This window comes from Gryllotalpicola ginsengisoli DSM 22003, from assembly GCF_000419445.1.
GTDB classification, from domain to species: Bacteria; Actinomycetota; Actinomycetes; order Actinomycetales; family Microbacteriaceae; genus Gryllotalpicola; species Gryllotalpicola ginsengisoli.
Map to the genome: position 1 here is coordinate 1 of NZ_AULK01000016.1, position 13886 is coordinate 13886.

The 13886-nt window shown below is 70.0% G+C and carries 15 protein-coding genes; 5 read left to right on the plus strand and 10 right to left on the minus strand.

Features of this window, described 5'->3' with window-relative positions; translation table 11 throughout:
• The 4 genes from H563_RS16980 to H563_RS18025 form a co-directional block, all read right to left on the minus strand.
• A partial coding sequence (locus H563_RS16980) for an IS256 family transposase (protein WP_022883197.1) occupies positions 1-546 on the minus strand: 546 nt, incomplete at its 3' end.
• Between the two features lie 356 nt (positions 547-902).
• Complete coding sequence (locus H563_RS0113955) at positions 903-1364, minus strand: VOC family protein (RefSeq protein WP_022883198.1); 462 nt, start codon at positions 1362-1364, stop codon at positions 903-905.
• A gap of 10 nt (positions 1365-1374) precedes the next feature.
• Entirely contained in the window at positions 1375-1605 is a 231-nt protein-coding gene (locus H563_RS16985; RefSeq protein ID WP_022883199.1) for a phage holin family protein, read from the minus strand.
• Entirely contained in the window at positions 1602-1763 is a 162-nt protein-coding gene (locus H563_RS18025; RefSeq protein WP_155865273.1) for a hypothetical protein, read from the minus strand. Before H563_RS18025 ends, H563_RS16985 begins: the two co-directional genes overlap by 4 nt.
• A gap of 59 nt (positions 1764-1822) precedes the next feature.
• Between H563_RS18025 and H563_RS0113970 the strand changes: the two genes are divergently transcribed.
• Positions 1823-2596: a GntR family transcriptional regulator gene (locus H563_RS0113970; protein ID WP_022883201.1), complete on the plus strand. Its 774-nt coding sequence runs from the start codon at positions 1823-1825 to the stop codon at positions 2594-2596.
• 21 nt (positions 2597-2617) lie between these two features.
• On the opposite strand, the gene H563_RS0113975 is transcribed toward H563_RS0113970, so the two are convergent.
• The 4 genes from H563_RS0113975 to H563_RS0113990 form a co-directional block, all read right to left on the minus strand.
• Positions 2618-3649, minus strand: coding sequence for a Gfo/Idh/MocA family oxidoreductase (locus tag H563_RS0113975; protein WP_022883202.1), 1032 nt, complete (start codon positions 3647-3649; stop codon positions 2618-2620).
• A gap of 70 nt (positions 3650-3719) precedes the next feature.
• The gene (locus tag H563_RS0113980; protein WP_245556862.1) at positions 3720-4589 is read right to left on the minus strand and encodes a sugar phosphate isomerase/epimerase family protein; all 870 of its coding nucleotides are present in this window, start codon (positions 4587-4589) and stop codon (positions 3720-3722) included.
• Between the two features lie 29 nt (positions 4590-4618).
• Entirely contained in the window at positions 4619-5716 is a 1098-nt protein-coding gene (locus H563_RS16990) for a transaldolase family protein (protein ID WP_022883204.1), read from the minus strand.
• Positions 5716-6129, minus strand: coding sequence for a tautomerase family protein (locus H563_RS0113990; RefSeq protein WP_022883205.1), 414 nt, complete (start codon positions 6127-6129; stop codon positions 5716-5718). Before H563_RS0113990 ends, H563_RS16990 begins: the two co-directional genes overlap by 1 nt.
• Before the next feature lie 204 nt (positions 6130-6333).
• On the opposite strand from H563_RS0113990, the gene H563_RS0113995 reads away from it, so the two are divergent.
• From H563_RS0113995 to H563_RS0114010, 4 genes are all read left to right on the plus strand, one after another.
• Complete coding sequence (locus H563_RS0113995) at positions 6334-7779, plus strand: sugar porter family MFS transporter (RefSeq protein ID WP_022883206.1); 1446 nt, start codon at positions 6334-6336, stop codon at positions 7777-7779.
• A 127-nt stretch (positions 7780-7906) separates the two neighbouring features.
• Positions 7907-9397, plus strand: coding sequence for a sugar porter family MFS transporter (locus H563_RS0114000; RefSeq protein WP_022883207.1), 1491 nt, complete (start codon positions 7907-7909; stop codon positions 9395-9397).
• A gap of 16 nt (positions 9398-9413) precedes the next feature.
• Positions 9414-10634 (plus strand): Gfo/Idh/MocA family protein, encoded by a 1221-nt coding sequence (locus H563_RS0114005; protein WP_022883208.1) that lies wholly within the window; start codon positions 9414-9416, stop codon positions 10632-10634.
• Between the two features lie 8 nt (positions 10635-10642).
• Positions 10643-11656: a sugar phosphate isomerase/epimerase family protein gene (locus H563_RS0114010; RefSeq protein ID WP_022883209.1), complete on the plus strand. Its 1014-nt coding sequence runs from the start codon at positions 10643-10645 to the stop codon at positions 11654-11656.
• Between the two features lie 35 nt (positions 11657-11691).
• Here the strand turns inward: H563_RS0114010 and H563_RS0114015 are convergent, their stop codons facing one another.
• Positions 11692-12900 (minus strand): MFS transporter, encoded by a 1209-nt coding sequence (locus H563_RS0114015; protein ID WP_022883210.1) that lies wholly within the window; start codon positions 12898-12900, stop codon positions 11692-11694.
• A gap of 126 nt (positions 12901-13026) precedes the next feature.
• Positions 13027-13886 (minus strand): HNH endonuclease signature motif containing protein (locus H563_RS0114020; protein WP_022883211.1); only part of this gene is annotated, 860 nt, incomplete at its 5' end.

Here is a 13886-nt window from a genome sequence, read left to right on the forward strand (position 1 = left end):
GACGGCCTGGGAGACGACCCGGTGGTTCACCCTCGCCTTGCAGTACGTCGCGTCCAGGAACACGTACGGGTAGGAGCCGTCCAGCGGCCGGTCCCGGAAGGAGGCGACCTCCTCGTCCAGATCCGCGCAGATGCGCGAGACCTCGGACTTCGAGATGCCGGTATCGGCGCCGAGCGCCTTGACGAGATCGTCGACCTTCCTGGTCGAGACGCCGTGCAGGTAGGCCTCCATCACGACCGCGAACAAAGCTTGGTCCACCCGGCGGCGCCGCTCCAGCAGCGACGGGAAGAAGCTGCCGGCCCGCAGCTTCGGGATCTTCAGGTTCAGATCACCCGCCGTCGTCGAGAGCACCCGCGGCCGGGTGCCGTTGCGCACTGCCGTGCGCGCCTCGGTGCGCTCGTAGGGTGCCGCGCCGATGAACGCGGCGGCCTCCGCGTCGATCAGCTCCTGATACAGCGTCTCGGTCGCATGCCTGATCCGATCCGAGACATCCGTGAGTTTCAATTCCCCGAGCAGCTCGAGGAGGGCAGACTGGTCCAGAGCCATCGTGCCTTGTGTCCTTCCGTGAGATTCCTTGAACAGTTCTCACTGACCATCGCACGATGGCTCACCACGTTCACGACGTGACACGAAGCGGCCGAAATCTACACCACTCCACGGGACGCGTCCGGGTCAGCCGCGCTGGATGACCCGCCCACTCCATGTGGGGAGGCTTGCGGCGGGGTTCCCGGCGGGCGTTTACAAGGGCCTGGGGAAGGTGTTCGGGTCACCTTCCCCAGGCCTTCTCCATGCCCTGCCGCTCGCCTCCGCCTTTCGCGCGGCCCTGACCGATCGCTGATCGCGACCACTCCGCGCCTCCGACCCGGCCGGCAGTGACGATTCCGGGCGACTGCCAGGTGCCGCTATCGCGCGGCCGCCGGGCCGGCGCTGAGGTCTTCCGTCAGCTCGAGGATCAGGCCCTCCGGTCCGCGGACGTAGGCGAGACGGAACAGGTCGCGGAAGTCGGCGATCTCGCCCACAAGGTCGTAGCCGAGCTCACGGGCGAGCGCGACGGTCGCGTTGACGTCGGCCACGCGGTAGGCGACGTGCCGCAGGCCGAAGGCGTTCGACGGCAGCTGCTGCGGCTCGCCCGCAGACGGCGGCGCGTCGAACTTGGTCAGCTCGATGGGGCCGGTGCCGTCGGGGGCGGAGATCAGGACGATCTGCTCGACCGTGCCCTCGAGGCCCACGATGCGATCGACCCAGGTGCCGCTCGATACGCCGAGGTCTTTGCGCGCGAACCCGAGGCCCGTGAAGAACGCCGCGACGGCCTCGATGTCGTCGACGACGAACCCGAGGTGGTCGTAGGTGATGTCCGCTGACATGCGGCGAAGCCTAGGGCATACCGGGCCGGTCCTTCAGGTCCGCGGCGGTCAACGCCGCGTAGGCGGCCCCGCCCATCTTTCCCGCACCCTTGCCCGCGCTGGTCGCCGACTCCTTCACCTCGGCCTTGGCCGGCTGGATCTCCTGCCGGAACAGCGTGGACAAGTCTTGCGTCACCTTGCTCAGCAGTTCACCCGGCGACGTGGTGGCGGCCCGCTGTTCGGCGTCCTGTTCCTCGGTCATTCGTCGCTGTCCTTCGACGACCGCGCCAGGTGCCCGGCGAGCACGCCGGCCGGCCCGGCCGCGGCGATGAACACCTCCTGGCGGCCTCGCAATCTGTACAGGCCCAGGCAGATGGCACCTCGATCCACAGCCTTGTTCAGACATACCGTCGTTATCACTTCGAGCACTCTATGATGTGACAAACCGCACCCTTTGTCAGACCGAGAAGAGACCACCGATGGCGAGTCCCGCAGACACGAAGCCCGCCGACCTGCCCAGCGAGGTCTTCCACGACATCGATCGGGCCAGTCCCATCCCGCTGTACTTCCAGATCGCCAGCCGCATCGAGCAGGCGATCGTCGACGGCACGATCGCCCCCGGCGCCCGGCTGGAGAACGAGATCGCCCTCGGCGAGCGGCTGAACCTCTCCCGCCCGACGATCCGGCGGGCGCTGCAGGAGCTCGTGAACAAGGGACTGCTCGTGCGCCGACGCGGCATCGGCACCCAGGTCGTGCAGGGACCGGTCACGCGCAAAGTCGAGCTGACCAGCCTCTACGACGACCTGAACTCCGGCGGCCAGCATCCGTCGACCACGCTGCTGTCGCACGACGTGATCAAAGCGGATGCGCGCACCGCAGAGCGCCTCACCGTCGCCGAGGGCTCCCCCGTGCTGCACCTGCGGCGGCTGCGCCTGTCCGACGGCGTTCCGCTCGCCGTGCTCGAGAACTTCCTTCCCGAGGAGTTCACCGACCTCGGCACCGACGAGCTGCAGCAGCGCGGCCTGTACCAGCTGATGCGTGCCCGCGGCACGCTGATCCGGGTGGCGCAGCAGCGCATCGGCGCACGCTCGGCCAGCACGGACGAGAGCCGGCTGTTGGAGATCAAGAGCCACGGGCCGGTGCTCACCATGGACCGCACCGCCTACGACACCTCGGGCCGGGCCGTCGAGTTCGGCCACCACTGCTACCGGCCCGACCTCTACTCGTTCGAGATCACGCTCGTCGACAACTGAGCCCGTGCGGCGGGCCCGCGCTCAGGGCAGCCGCACGGTGCGGTGCTCGACGGCGCTGACCCGCGCCGCCTCCAGCACGCGCACGACCTCGGCGGCGTCGCGGGCGTCGACGGGCGGAGGCGAGCCGGTCGTGACCGCCTGCGCGAGCTGCTCGTAGAAGACCGTGTAGTCGCCTTGAGCGGAGGGCACCGTCCTGTGCTCGCCGCGGGTGTGCAGGATGCCCCAGCGCTCCGGCTCCTCATAGCCCCAGCCTGCGCGGTCGTCGGCCGGGCGCTTCCCGGCGAAGATCGCCTGGGCCTGCACGTCCCGGTAGGCGGACGCGTAGCCGCCCAGCTCGCCGAGCAGGCGCAGCTCTCGGGACACCAGGCCGTTGACCTTGCTCGCGGAGAGGTGGGAGTGCACGCCGCCGGCGTGCTCGAGGGACATCACGAAGCCGGCATCCGTTCTGCCCTCGGGCAGCTGCAGCCAGTCGAGCTGCGCCGAGACGAACCGCGCCGGACCGAAGAGGAAGAGCGCCTGGTCGACGAGGTGGCTGCCGAGGTCGCGCAGCAACCCGCCCGTGGGACCCGCCTCGAGCGTGCCGGGTTCGTCGAGGTCGAAGCGCGAGTCGAAGCGCCACAGTGCGCCGAGCTCGCCCTGATCGGCGACGCTCTTGAGGGTCTGCAGGTCCGTGTCCCAGCGACGGTTGTGGAAGACGGTGAGGATCACGCCGGCCGCCTCAGCGGCGTCGACCAGTTCGAGCGCCCCGGCGACCGTCGGGGCGAAGGGCTTGTCCGCCACGACGTGCACGCCCCGGCCGATGGCCTCCAACGCCAGCTCGCGCCTGGTCTGCGGCGGCGTTGACAGCACCACCACGTCGACACCGGAGTCGATGAGCTCGCCCAGGCTGCCGCGCACCGGCACCCCGGGGTGATCCGTGCGCGCGAGCCTGGCCCGGTCCGGGTCGCGGCTGACCACGCCGGCAAGCTCGCATCCGTGGGCGGCGTCGATGTAGGGGGCGTGGAAGAACCGGCCGCCCTGGCCGTATCCGGCGAGCCCGACCCGGACGCTCACGCTTGGCCGCCCGTCGCGCGAGCCAGGTCGAGGTCGATGCCGAGGAGCCCGAAGCGTTGCACGACCGGCCTCAGCTCACCAGGATCTCGAGCAGGCCGCGCATGGTGCTCGCGACGGTGAGGAAGTCGTGCTCGCTGGCTTTGGTCGAGAACATCTCCGAGACCCACCACCCGTCGTAGCCGGTGGACTTGATCGCGTCCACCCACTGCTGCAGCGGGATCGCGCCGCCGCCGATGACGACATCGCGGTGCACGCTCTGGTCGGGCACTTCGGTGGCCCGGTCGAGGTCGAGGCCGTCGGAGAGGTGCACGGTCTTGATGAGCTCCTTCGGAGTGGCGGCGACCTCTTCGAGGGTGTCGCCCACCGTCCAGTAATGCCACGTGTCGAGCGTGATGCCCACGTTCTCGCGCCCGGCCCGCTCGATGACCTCGAGCGCCTGGCGGTGCCGGTTGAGGTTCGACCAGGCCAGCGGCTCCAGGTACAGCTCGAGGCCGTGATCGGCGGCGATGTCGGCGGCCTCGCGCACGTTGCCGGCGAGCACATCGATCGCCTCGCTCTCGCTGCGTCCGAGGGTGCCGCGGTACCGCGCATCCCCCGCTGCCGGCCGACCCGCCCTGAAGTCCTTGACGACCTCCCAGTCGACGGGGCCGGTGCAGAGCTGCACGATCGGGGCGCCGACGACGACGGCCACGCCGCACATGCGCCGCACCTCGGCGAGGAAGGCCTCCCGGCCCTCACCCTGCCGCTCGGCGTCGAGCACCGCGCCGAGGCCGGTGACCGTGAGGCCCTCGAGCAGCGGCGGCAGCGACTCGGCGGGGAAGCCGGCGTCGAGGTACCGGTAGAGCTTCGGGCTCTGCAGCTCGATGCCGCCGAAACCGGCGGCCTTGGCGACGGCGATGTCGTTGACCACGTTTCCGTAGAACGTGGTCGTGACGTTCATCGAGAGCTTCGTCATTCCGGCGCCCGCCGTCACGGGGCCGGGACGAGGATGTCGCGAACCAGCGCGTCGAGCTTGGCGTCGGCGTCGAGGAACTGGCGCAGCGTCGTGCGGGTCGCGCCGAAGTCGTCGAACTCCGCCGGCGTCATTCCGTCGGGCTCGTAGGCGCGCGCGAAGTCGGGCAGCTTGCAGGACAGCGTCTCGATGATGCGCGGGTCGACGGGCACGTCGATGCGCGACTCCACCGGCAGGTCGTTCTCGTTGATGCGCAGCTGCCAGTCGAACGGCGGGGAGACGACGAGGTCGCCACCGAGCAGCTCCGACCACTGCAGCGCGTTGCGGAACGCGGCCGCCAGCACGCGGGAGCGGTAGCCGCGCTCGCGGAAGATCTCGTAGGCGCGCTTGAGCGCGGCGACGCCGGCCCAGTCGAGGTAGCCCGGCTCGATGAGCAGCCGCTCGCGGGCGGCCACCGTCTTCAGCCAGTCGTCGAGCCGGCCGCCCATGATCGTGACCACCGAGCCGAACTCCTTCTCAGGCAGCCCGTCGGCCGCTCGTCGGTTCAGCCCGCGCTCGATCGCCTCGGCCGCCTGCACGGCCTGCGGAACGGTGAAGGACACCGTGACGTTGATGCTCACCCCGCGGTAGGTGGCCTCCTCGATGGCCTGCAGGCCGACCGAGGTGGCGGGGATCTTCACGATGATGTTCGGCGCGAGCTGTGAGAAGCGCACGGCCTGGTCCGCGAGCGCCTGAGCGTCGCGGTGAAGGCGCGGATCGGTCTGGATCGAGAGGCGCCCATTACGACCGCCGGATGCCTCGAACGCCGGCTCGAGCAGCTTGGCCGCCTCGACGGACAGCTCTTCGACGGCCCGCCAGCCGAGCTGCGACTCGCCCCAGATCGGGTGCTGCGCGGCGAGCTGCGCGATGCGCGGCTTCCAGACGTCGAGGTGCGAGCTGATCGCGGTGTAAGCGATCACGGGGTTGCAGGTGGCGCCGACGGCGCCGAAGCCGATGGAGCGGGACAGCTCGTCGGGGTCGGCCGAGTCGTTCCAGAGTGCGGTCTGCGGGAAGTCGGCCGTGGCGCGCGAGAGCGCGGTCGCCTGGGCGGTTGCGGCTGCGGTGGCCGTGCTCATCACGCCACCGCCTTCGCCGGGACGGCGAGTTCGCCGGTGACGTACTGGGCGCGGCCGAAGCCGAACGACCAGTCCTCCGGCCCGTTCTCGACGTAGCCGATGAACACGTTCTCTCCGGCGATGCCGAGCGCCCCGAGCTCGCCCGCGATCGCGGCGTAGAGCTTCTGCTTGGCTTCGATGGTGCGGCCGCGCTGGGTGAAGATCTGGATGATCACGACCTCGCCGTCGCGGTCGAAGCCCAGGCCTGCGTCCTCGGCGATGATGTGGCCGGCCGGCTTCTCGGTGACGACCTGGAAGCGGTCTCGCTCCGGGATGCCGTATTCGGCGACGATGGCGCGGTGGATGGCGTCGGCGATGGCGCGCACCCGGTCGGGGGTGCGCCCTTCCGTGACGTCGATGCGGACGAGAGGCATGCGATCTCCAAGCTCTACAGGTGAAACAGTTTGTCCTGACATCGTAACCTGACGGATACGCCGCCGGCCGGGAGGCGGAAAAAACGTGGTGTTAGTGTGACGGATTGTTAGTTTGTTCTGTCAAATTGCGTCACAAGGCCGGAGGGGGATGTCGGCCGGCCCCGCTGGGGTCTCAACGAGGAGCACCGAAAGGCACAACACCGCATGTCCCATATCCCGACCACGAAGACCGTCGCCAACTCGCTCGCGCTCCCGCCGCTCGGCGACGACCGGCGCTTCAACCGCCGCGTCGGAACCATCGCGATCATCGCCACCTTCGGCGGTCTCCTCTTCGGCTATGACACGGGGGTCCTCAATGGCGCGCTGGACTTCATCGTCGGCTACTTCCACCTGAACTCCGTGCAGGAGGGGCTCATCACCTTCCTGCTTCTGGCGGGAGCGGCGGTCGGCGCCCTCGTCGGCGGCCGGGTGGCCGACCGCATCGGCCGCAAGCGGACCGTCCTGTTCCTCGCGATTCTGTTCTTCATCGGCGCGGCAGGCAGCGTCATCTCGCCGAGCTACCTCACCTTCCTCGTCTTCCGCGTCGTGCTCGGGCTCGCCGTCGGCGCAGCGTCGGTCACCGTGCCCGTGTACCTCGGCGAAGTCGCGCCCTTCGAGAAGCGCGGCGGCATCGTCTCCCGGAACGAGCTGATGATCGTCGGCGGTCAGTTCCTCGCCTTCCTGTTCAACGCGATCATCGGCAACGTCTGGGGCGAGAGCCACGAGGTGTGGCGCGTCATGCTCTCCATCGCCGTCATCCCCGCCATCCTGCTGTTCTTCGGCATGCTGCGCCTTCCCGAGAGCCCTCGCTGGCTGCTCTCGCACGGGCGCAGCGAGGACGCCCTCGCCGTGCTGATGACGCTGCGGCCGGAAGACCGCGCGCTCGCGGAGCACGCCGAGATCGCGCAACTGCTGGAGGCCGAGCGCCGACTCACGGAGAACTACTCGGCGTGGGACGAGATCAAGTCGGAGCCGTGGATCCGCCGCCTCATCATGATCGGCATGGGCATCGGCGCCTTCCAGCAGCTGACGGGCATCAACTCGATGGAGTACTACGGCACCCAGGTGCTGCAGGAGGCCGGCTTCACCCGCAACTCCGCCCTGATCTTCAACGTGCTCATCGGCGTGATCTCGATCATCGCCATGCTCATCGCGCTGCCTCTGCTGAATCGCTTCAACCGGCGCGGCATGATGCTCTTCGGCTTCACCGGCATCCTCATCGCCCACCTGCTCGTCGGCCTCTCCGGCATCCTGCTGCCGTCGGGCAGCCCCGTGCGCGGCTGGTTGCTGCTGGTCTTCATCCTGCTGTTCGTCGGCCTCATGCAGGGGACCCTGGGGCCGCTCGCCTGGCTGATGCTCTCCGAGATCTTCCCGTTGCGCCTGCGCGGCGTCGCGATGGGCTTCACCGTGCTGGTGCTCTGGGGCGCAAACGCGATCATCTCGTTCGCGTTCCCCTCGCTCGTGGCATCCCTCGGCTTCGGCACCTTCCTCGTCTTCGCCTTCATCGCGGGCCTCGCTCTGCTCTTCATCGGGGTCGCGGTGCCGGAGACCAAGGGACGCAGCCTGGAGAGCCTCGAGGCGCACTTCAAGAAGCAGTACGCGACGTTCTAGTCGCGCACCGGGCGGTGGAAGCGGGCTGCGAGGTCGGGAAAGAATTTGTTCCTATGACGTGACATTTTAAGTTATGCTCGCGTCCAGCCACTGCGACGAAGTGGCTCGTGACGAAGGAGTCCACAACATGACAGCTACGAGCAGCGCGGCCGGCAGCGCCGTGCCGTCGAATTCCCTGCCCCCGCTCACCGCGGGCCCGCACCGCAAGAGGCTCGGCCTCGTCGCCCTCGTCGCCACCTTCGGCGGCCTGCTCTTCGGTTACGACACGAGCGTCATCAACGGGGCCATTAACCCCATGGTCAAGGACCTGCACCTGACCACCCTCACCGAGGGCGTCGTCACGAGCGGCCTGCTCTTCGGCGCGGCCGTCGGCGCGATCAGCGCGGGCCGGCTCTCGGACGGCTGGGGGCGGCGCAAGTCGATCATCCTCATGTCCGCCGCATTCTTCATCGGCGCACTCATCTGCGTCTTCGCACCCGACTTCGGAACGATGGTCGTCGGCCGGGTCATCCTCGGCCTCGCGGTCGGCGCGGCCTCGACCGTCGTGCCCGTGTTCCTCGCCGAGCTCGCACCGTACGAGATCCGCGGATCCATCGCCGGCCGCAACGAGTTCATGATCGTGGCCGGGCAGCTGGCCGCGTTCATCGTGAACGCGATCATCGGCAACATCTGGGGCGAGGGCAACGGCGTGTGGCGCGTCATGCTCGCCGTCGAGGCGCTGCCTGCCATCGCGCTGTTCATCGGCATGCTGCGGATGCCGGAATCGCCGCGGTGGCTCGTCGAGAAGGGCCGCACCGACGAGGCGCTCGCCGTGCTCTCGACGCTGCGCTCGAAGGAGCGCGCCGAGGCCGAGTTGCAGGACATCAACCGCATCGCGCAGGAGGAGACCCGGGTCCACCACCTGAGCTTCATGAGCATCGTCACGAACAAGTGGCTGCTGCGCATCCTGCTCATCGGCATCGGGCTCGGCATGGCCCAGCAGCTCACGGGCATCAACTCGATCATGTACTACGGGCAGACGGTGCTGATCAGCGCCGGTTTCTCGGCGAGCGCGGCGCTCATCGCGAACGTCGCCCCCGGCATCATCGCCGTGATCGGCGCCATCATCGCGCTGCGCATGATGGACCGCTTCAGCCGCCGGAAGACCTTCATCATCGGCTTCTTCCTCACGACCGTCTGCCACCTGCTCATCGGCGTCGGCTCGCTCGCGCTGCCGGAGGGCAACCCGGTGCGCCCGTGGCTGCTGCTGCTGCTCGTCGTGGTCTTCGTCGGCTCGGTGCAGACCTTCCTCAACGTCGCCGTCTGGGTCACCCTCTCGGAGATCTTCCCGCTGAAGATGCGCGCCTTCGGCATGGGCGCCTCGGTGTTCATCCTCTGGCTGACCAACGCGTTCCTGGGGCTCTACTTCCCGACGCTCATCGCCTCGATCGGCATCAGCGGGTCGTTCTTCGCCTTCGCGGTAGTCAACGCCCTCGCCCTGCTGTTCGTGTGGCGCGCCGTTCCCGAGACGCGCGGACGCACCCTCGAGCAGCTCGAGGAGGACGTCACGACGGGCAACATCTACCTGGCCCAGGACAAGGTCACGGGGCAGGTACCGGCTACGCGGCCCGTGGTCTGAGCGGCGCGCCTCCCGGATGAGCACAATCGACCTCGGCGTCGCCGTCATCGGAGCGGGCATGGCCGGCAAGGCCCACGCCGCCGCGTACCGCTCCGCCCCCACCCTGTACCGCGCCGCGCTGCCGCCGGTCCGGCTCGTGTCGATCGCCGACGTGTACGAGCCGGCGGCGGCCGACACCGCCGCCCGGTTCGGCTACGCCCGGCACGACACCGACTGGCGCGCGATCGTCGAGGCGCCCGACATCGACGTCGTGTCGGTCGTGGTCGCCAACGCGCTGCACCGCGAGATCGTCGAGGCGCTGCTCGCCGCCGGCAAGCACGTGCTGTGCGAGAAGCCGCTGTCGGACACGATCGAGGACGCACAGGCGATGGTCGAGGCAGCGGATGCCGCGGCATCCGTCGCCCGGATCGGGTTGACCTACCGCCGCTCGCCGGGCCTCGCGTACCTGCGCGAGCTCGTGAGCTCGGGCCGGCTGGGGCGCGTCTACCACGTCAGCGGCCGGTACTGGACCGACTACGCCCACGACCCGCGCACGCCGATCAGCTGGCGCTTCAAGGGCCCCGCGGGCTCGGGCGCCCTCGCCGACGTCGGCAGCCACCTGAGCTACCTCGTCGAGTTCGTCGCAGGCTCCGAGATCACGGCGGTGCGCGGCGGCACGCTGAGCACCGTGATCCCGGAACGGCCGACGCCGCTCGGCGCGGTCTCGGGCCGCGGGCAGGTCGCCGTCTCCGACGAGCTGGAGGCCGTCGAGAACGACGACGTCGCGAGCTTCTCGGCCGAGCTCGCGGGCGGCGCGACCGCCGACCTCGCCGTCTCGCGGGTGGCGGCCGGCCACCCCAACACGCTCGTCGTCGAGGTGCACGGAGAGAAGGGCGCCGCGTCCTTCGACTTCCGGCACCCGGGCGAGGTCGGCCTGTTCGTCACCGGCGACGACGCGGCCGAGGCCGGCTGGCGCACGGTCGTGCTCGGGCCCGCGCATCCGTACTGGCGCGGCGGGCTGCCCATGGATGCGCCCGGCGTCGGCATCGGGCAGAACGAGGGCTTCGTCTTCCAGGCGCGCGCCCTGCTCGACGAGATCGCCGGCGTTCCCGAGAGCGAGGCGCTGCCGCGCAACGCCGACTTCGGCGAGGGCCTGCGCAACCTGATCCTGCTCGACGCGGTCGCCCGCTCCGCCCAAGGCGGCGGCGCGAGGATCGCCGTCGACTCCCCCGCCCCGTCGCTCCCCTCCCCCAGGTAAGGACAAGAATGAAGCTCGGCCTCTACAACGCCATCCTGCACGACCGCACGCTGCCCGAGGCGATCCGGGTGATCGCCGACCTGGGGCTCACCGGGATCGAGATCAACACCGGCGGCTTCCTGCCGGCCGTGCACGTGCCGACCTTCGACGACATCCTCGACAGCGACGCGGCGCGCGACGACTTCCTCGGCCTCTTCGAGGGCACCGGCGTGGAGATCGCCGGCCTGAACTGCAACGGCAACCCGCTGCACCCGAACCCCGTCATCGGCGAGAAGCACGCCGAAGACGTGCGCCGCTCGATCCGCCTCGCGGCGCGTCTCGGCCAGCACCGCGTCGTCACCATGTCGGGTCTGCCGGGCGGCGAGCCGAACACGAGGCGGCCGAACTGGATCGTGAACGCGTGGAACTCCGCCGCCCTCGACGTGCTCGACTACCAGTGGCAGATCGCCGCCGACTTCTGGCGCGAGACCGACCGGCTCGCCCGCGACCACGACGTCAAGGTCGCCCTCGAGTTGCACCCGCAGAACCTGGTCTTCAACTCCGCGAGCGTGCACAAGCTCATCGACCTGACCGGCGCCACGCACGTCGGGGTCGAGCTCGACGCCTCGCACCTGTTCTGGCAGCAGATGGATCCCGTCGCCGTCGTGCGCCACCTGGGCGAGCTGATCTTCCACGCCGCCGCGAAGGACGTGCGCATCAACCCCGAGACCGCCGCACTGAACGGCGTGCTGGACAACTCCTTCCGCCGCCTGGGGCCCGACGAGCCGCGCACCAACCTCGGCGGCGACGAGTGGGCCAACGAGTGGCCGAAGCCGTCTGCGTGGGACTTCGTCGCCCTCGGCAAGGGCCACCCGGTGGAGTACTGGACCGAGTTCCTCCGGGCGCTTTACGACGTCGACCCCGAGATGTGCGTCAACATCGAGCACGAGGACACCGAGCTCGGCCGCATCGAGGGCATCGAGGCGGCGGCGAAGGTGCTGAAGGCGGCGGATGCCGCGCTCGAGGCATCCCTCGTCGCATGATCGCCTGGGCCCGCTGCTCGTAGCCGGGCCGCTCGTTAGGCCGTCCGCGCCGCCACGCGCCGCGCGACGCGCAGGTCGAGCGCCCAGGCGCCCGCGGCGAGCACCAGCAGCGCGAAGCCGGCCGCGCACACGGCCGGCCACCCGTCGAGCTCCCACAGGAGGGCGGCGATGCCGGAGCCCAGTGCGGCACCGATGAAGTAGCCGGTCATGTAGACCGAGGTGATGCGGGAGCGGGCCCGGTCGTCGAGGCGCTGGATGATGCCCTGGCTCGCGACGTGCACGCCCTGCAGGCCGAGGTCGAGCAGCACCATCGCGACGATGAACGCCACCGTGCTGGTGCGGCCGAGGGTGTCGAAGCAGGCCCATGCCGCGAGCAGCACGACCAGGCAGATCGCGCCCATTGTGACCTCCAGCCCGCGGTCCACCCCGCGGCCGACGAAGCCGGCGGCCAGTGCCCCGGCCACCCCGACGAGTCCGACCAGGCCGATCTGCAGGTCGTTCAAGTGGAACGGCGCGGCGGACAGGTGCAGGGCCATCGTGGCGAACACCAGGCTCGCGCCGGCGAAGGCGAGGCCGCCGAGCACGGTGCGGGTGGCGAGCCTCGGGTAGCGGCGCAGCAGCGGCAGCAGGGTCGACAGTGCCTGGAGGTAGCGCGGGTGATCGGGGGCGGCCGGCTCCGGCGGCAGCATCAGCCGCACGGCGACGGCCGCCGCGCAGACGAGCACCGCTGCGACCCGGTACACGGTCTGCCAGCCGCCCGACTCGGAGAGCAACCCGCTGACGGAGCGGGCGAGGAGGATGCCGATCAGCAGGCCGCCCATCACGACGCCCGTCTTCGACGCCCGCTCGGCCGGCGCGGCGAGCGCCGCGGCGAACGGCACGAGCACCTGCGCGGTGACGGAGCTGACGCCCGCCAGGATCAGCCCGAGGAGGAACTGCCAGAACGTCACGGCGAATCCGCTCACGAGCAGCCCGACGGTCAGCACCGCCAGCAGCACGAGGATGAGCGGGCGGCGGGTGACGACGTCGCCGGCCGGGACGATGAGCACGAGCCCGACGGCATAGGAGACCTGAGCCACCGTGACGGTCGCGGCGGCGAGGCCTCCGCTGACGTGGAAGGCGGCGGCGATCGAGTCCAGCAAGGGCTGATTGAAGTAGTTCGACCCCGCGCACAGCCCGACCGTGACGGTGATCAGCAGCAGGACCGGGGTGGTCAGCCGCGTGCCGGTCAGATCTTGTCCCATCTCTGGCGGCTCCTCTCGGTGGCGCGACTGAACGGAGATGACCGGCGGCGCGCCGGCGGCGCCGCCACTGACCACACTATGGGCATCATCCGGTGTGCAACGGGCAGACTTCTCCCCTGCGGCGGGTCAGGTGCGATGTCGTCGAGTGCCGTCGCGCGCCGAGGCGGCGGCGTGGACCCAGGCGTCGCCTGCGGGTGTCCATCCGGTGTCTTTCCCGAACGCCGTGTAACGCACTTCGGGTTTTCCTCTGGTCATGCGTACGTGCCAGGGCCCGGAGTCGATCTCGTGGTGGTGGTACCAGCAGACCAGGACTCCGTTGTCGACGTCGGTCGGGCCGCCCTCGCGCCAGGAGGTGACGTGGTGCGCCTCGCACCACTGCGCGGGAGCCGTGCAGTCGGGGATCAGGCACGTGCCGCCGTCCCTGAGGGCGATGGCGCGGCGTTGGCGGCGGGTGAAGCCCCGCTTCTCGCGGCCGAGCCGCAGCAGGCGGCCGTCGTCGGTGAAGATCACCTGCTGCACCCCGCCCGTGCACGCGGCCTGCCCCGCCACCGCCACCGGGGCCGGTTCGGATGCGCCGGCGAAGAACGCCAGCCCGCGCCCCGCCGCCAGTTCGCTCTCGGTGGTGGAGAGCCATACGGTCGGGTGGTCGCCGCCCATGTCGGGAACGTCGGCCGAGCGCGCCGCGAACGCGAAGATGTCGCGCACGACGTCGGCCCGCTTCTGCCCCGCGGTGCGCGCGTCCAGCGCTTCGCCGTCGGGCGCGTCTCCGTCGGGCGCGTCGGGGTCGGGCGCGTCGGGGTCGCGGAACCGCACCTTCGCCTTCGGGTTGACGTAGGCGTCGATCACGGTGCGGATCGTCTCGGCGTGCTCGGCCGGTAGCAGCCCCGACACCCGGGCCGCCCCGTCTTTCACCGGACCGACGCTGAAGTAGCGCTCGGCCATCGCCCGCTTGTGCAGATCTTCGACGGCGCGCACCGACAGTTCGC

What these genes read in the sequence shown, in the direction of transcription:
- H563_RS0113990 (WP_022883205.1), bottom strand. Translation starts at nt 6,129, where the DNA reads ATGCCTCTCGTCCGCATCGACGTCACGGAAGGGCGCACCCCCGACCGG.
- H563_RS0113955 (WP_022883198.1), bottom strand. Translation starts at nt 1,364, where the DNA reads ATGTCAGCGGACATCACCTACGACCACCTCGGGTTCGTCGTCGACGAC.
- H563_RS0114015 (WP_022883210.1), bottom strand. Translation starts at nt 12,900, where the DNA reads ATGGGACAAGATCTGACCGGCACGCGGCTGACCACCCCGGTCCTGCTG.
- H563_RS0113980 (WP_245556862.1), bottom strand. Translation starts at nt 4,589, where the DNA reads ATGAACGTCACGACCACGTTCTACGGAAACGTGGTCAACGACATCGCC.
- H563_RS0114000 (WP_022883207.1), top strand. Translation starts at nt 7,907, where the DNA reads ATGACAGCTACGAGCAGCGCGGCCGGCAGCGCCGTGCCGTCGAATTCC.
- H563_RS0113970 (WP_022883201.1), top strand. Translation starts at nt 1,823, where the DNA reads ATGGCGAGTCCCGCAGACACGAAGCCCGCCGACCTGCCCAGCGAGGTC.
- H563_RS0113995 (WP_022883206.1), top strand. Translation starts at nt 6,334, where the DNA reads ATGTCCCATATCCCGACCACGAAGACCGTCGCCAACTCGCTCGCGCTC.
- H563_RS0114005 (WP_022883208.1), top strand. Translation starts at nt 9,414, where the DNA reads ATGAGCACAATCGACCTCGGCGTCGCCGTCATCGGAGCGGGCATGGCC.
- H563_RS0114010 (WP_022883209.1), top strand. Translation starts at nt 10,643, where the DNA reads ATGAAGCTCGGCCTCTACAACGCCATCCTGCACGACCGCACGCTGCCC.
- H563_RS16985 (WP_022883199.1), bottom strand. Translation starts at nt 1,605, where the DNA reads ATGACCGAGGAACAGGACGCCGAACAGCGGGCCGCCACCACGTCGCCG.
- H563_RS16990 (WP_022883204.1), bottom strand. Translation starts at nt 5,716, where the DNA reads ATGAGCACGGCCACCGCAGCCGCAACCGCCCAGGCGACCGCGCTCTCG.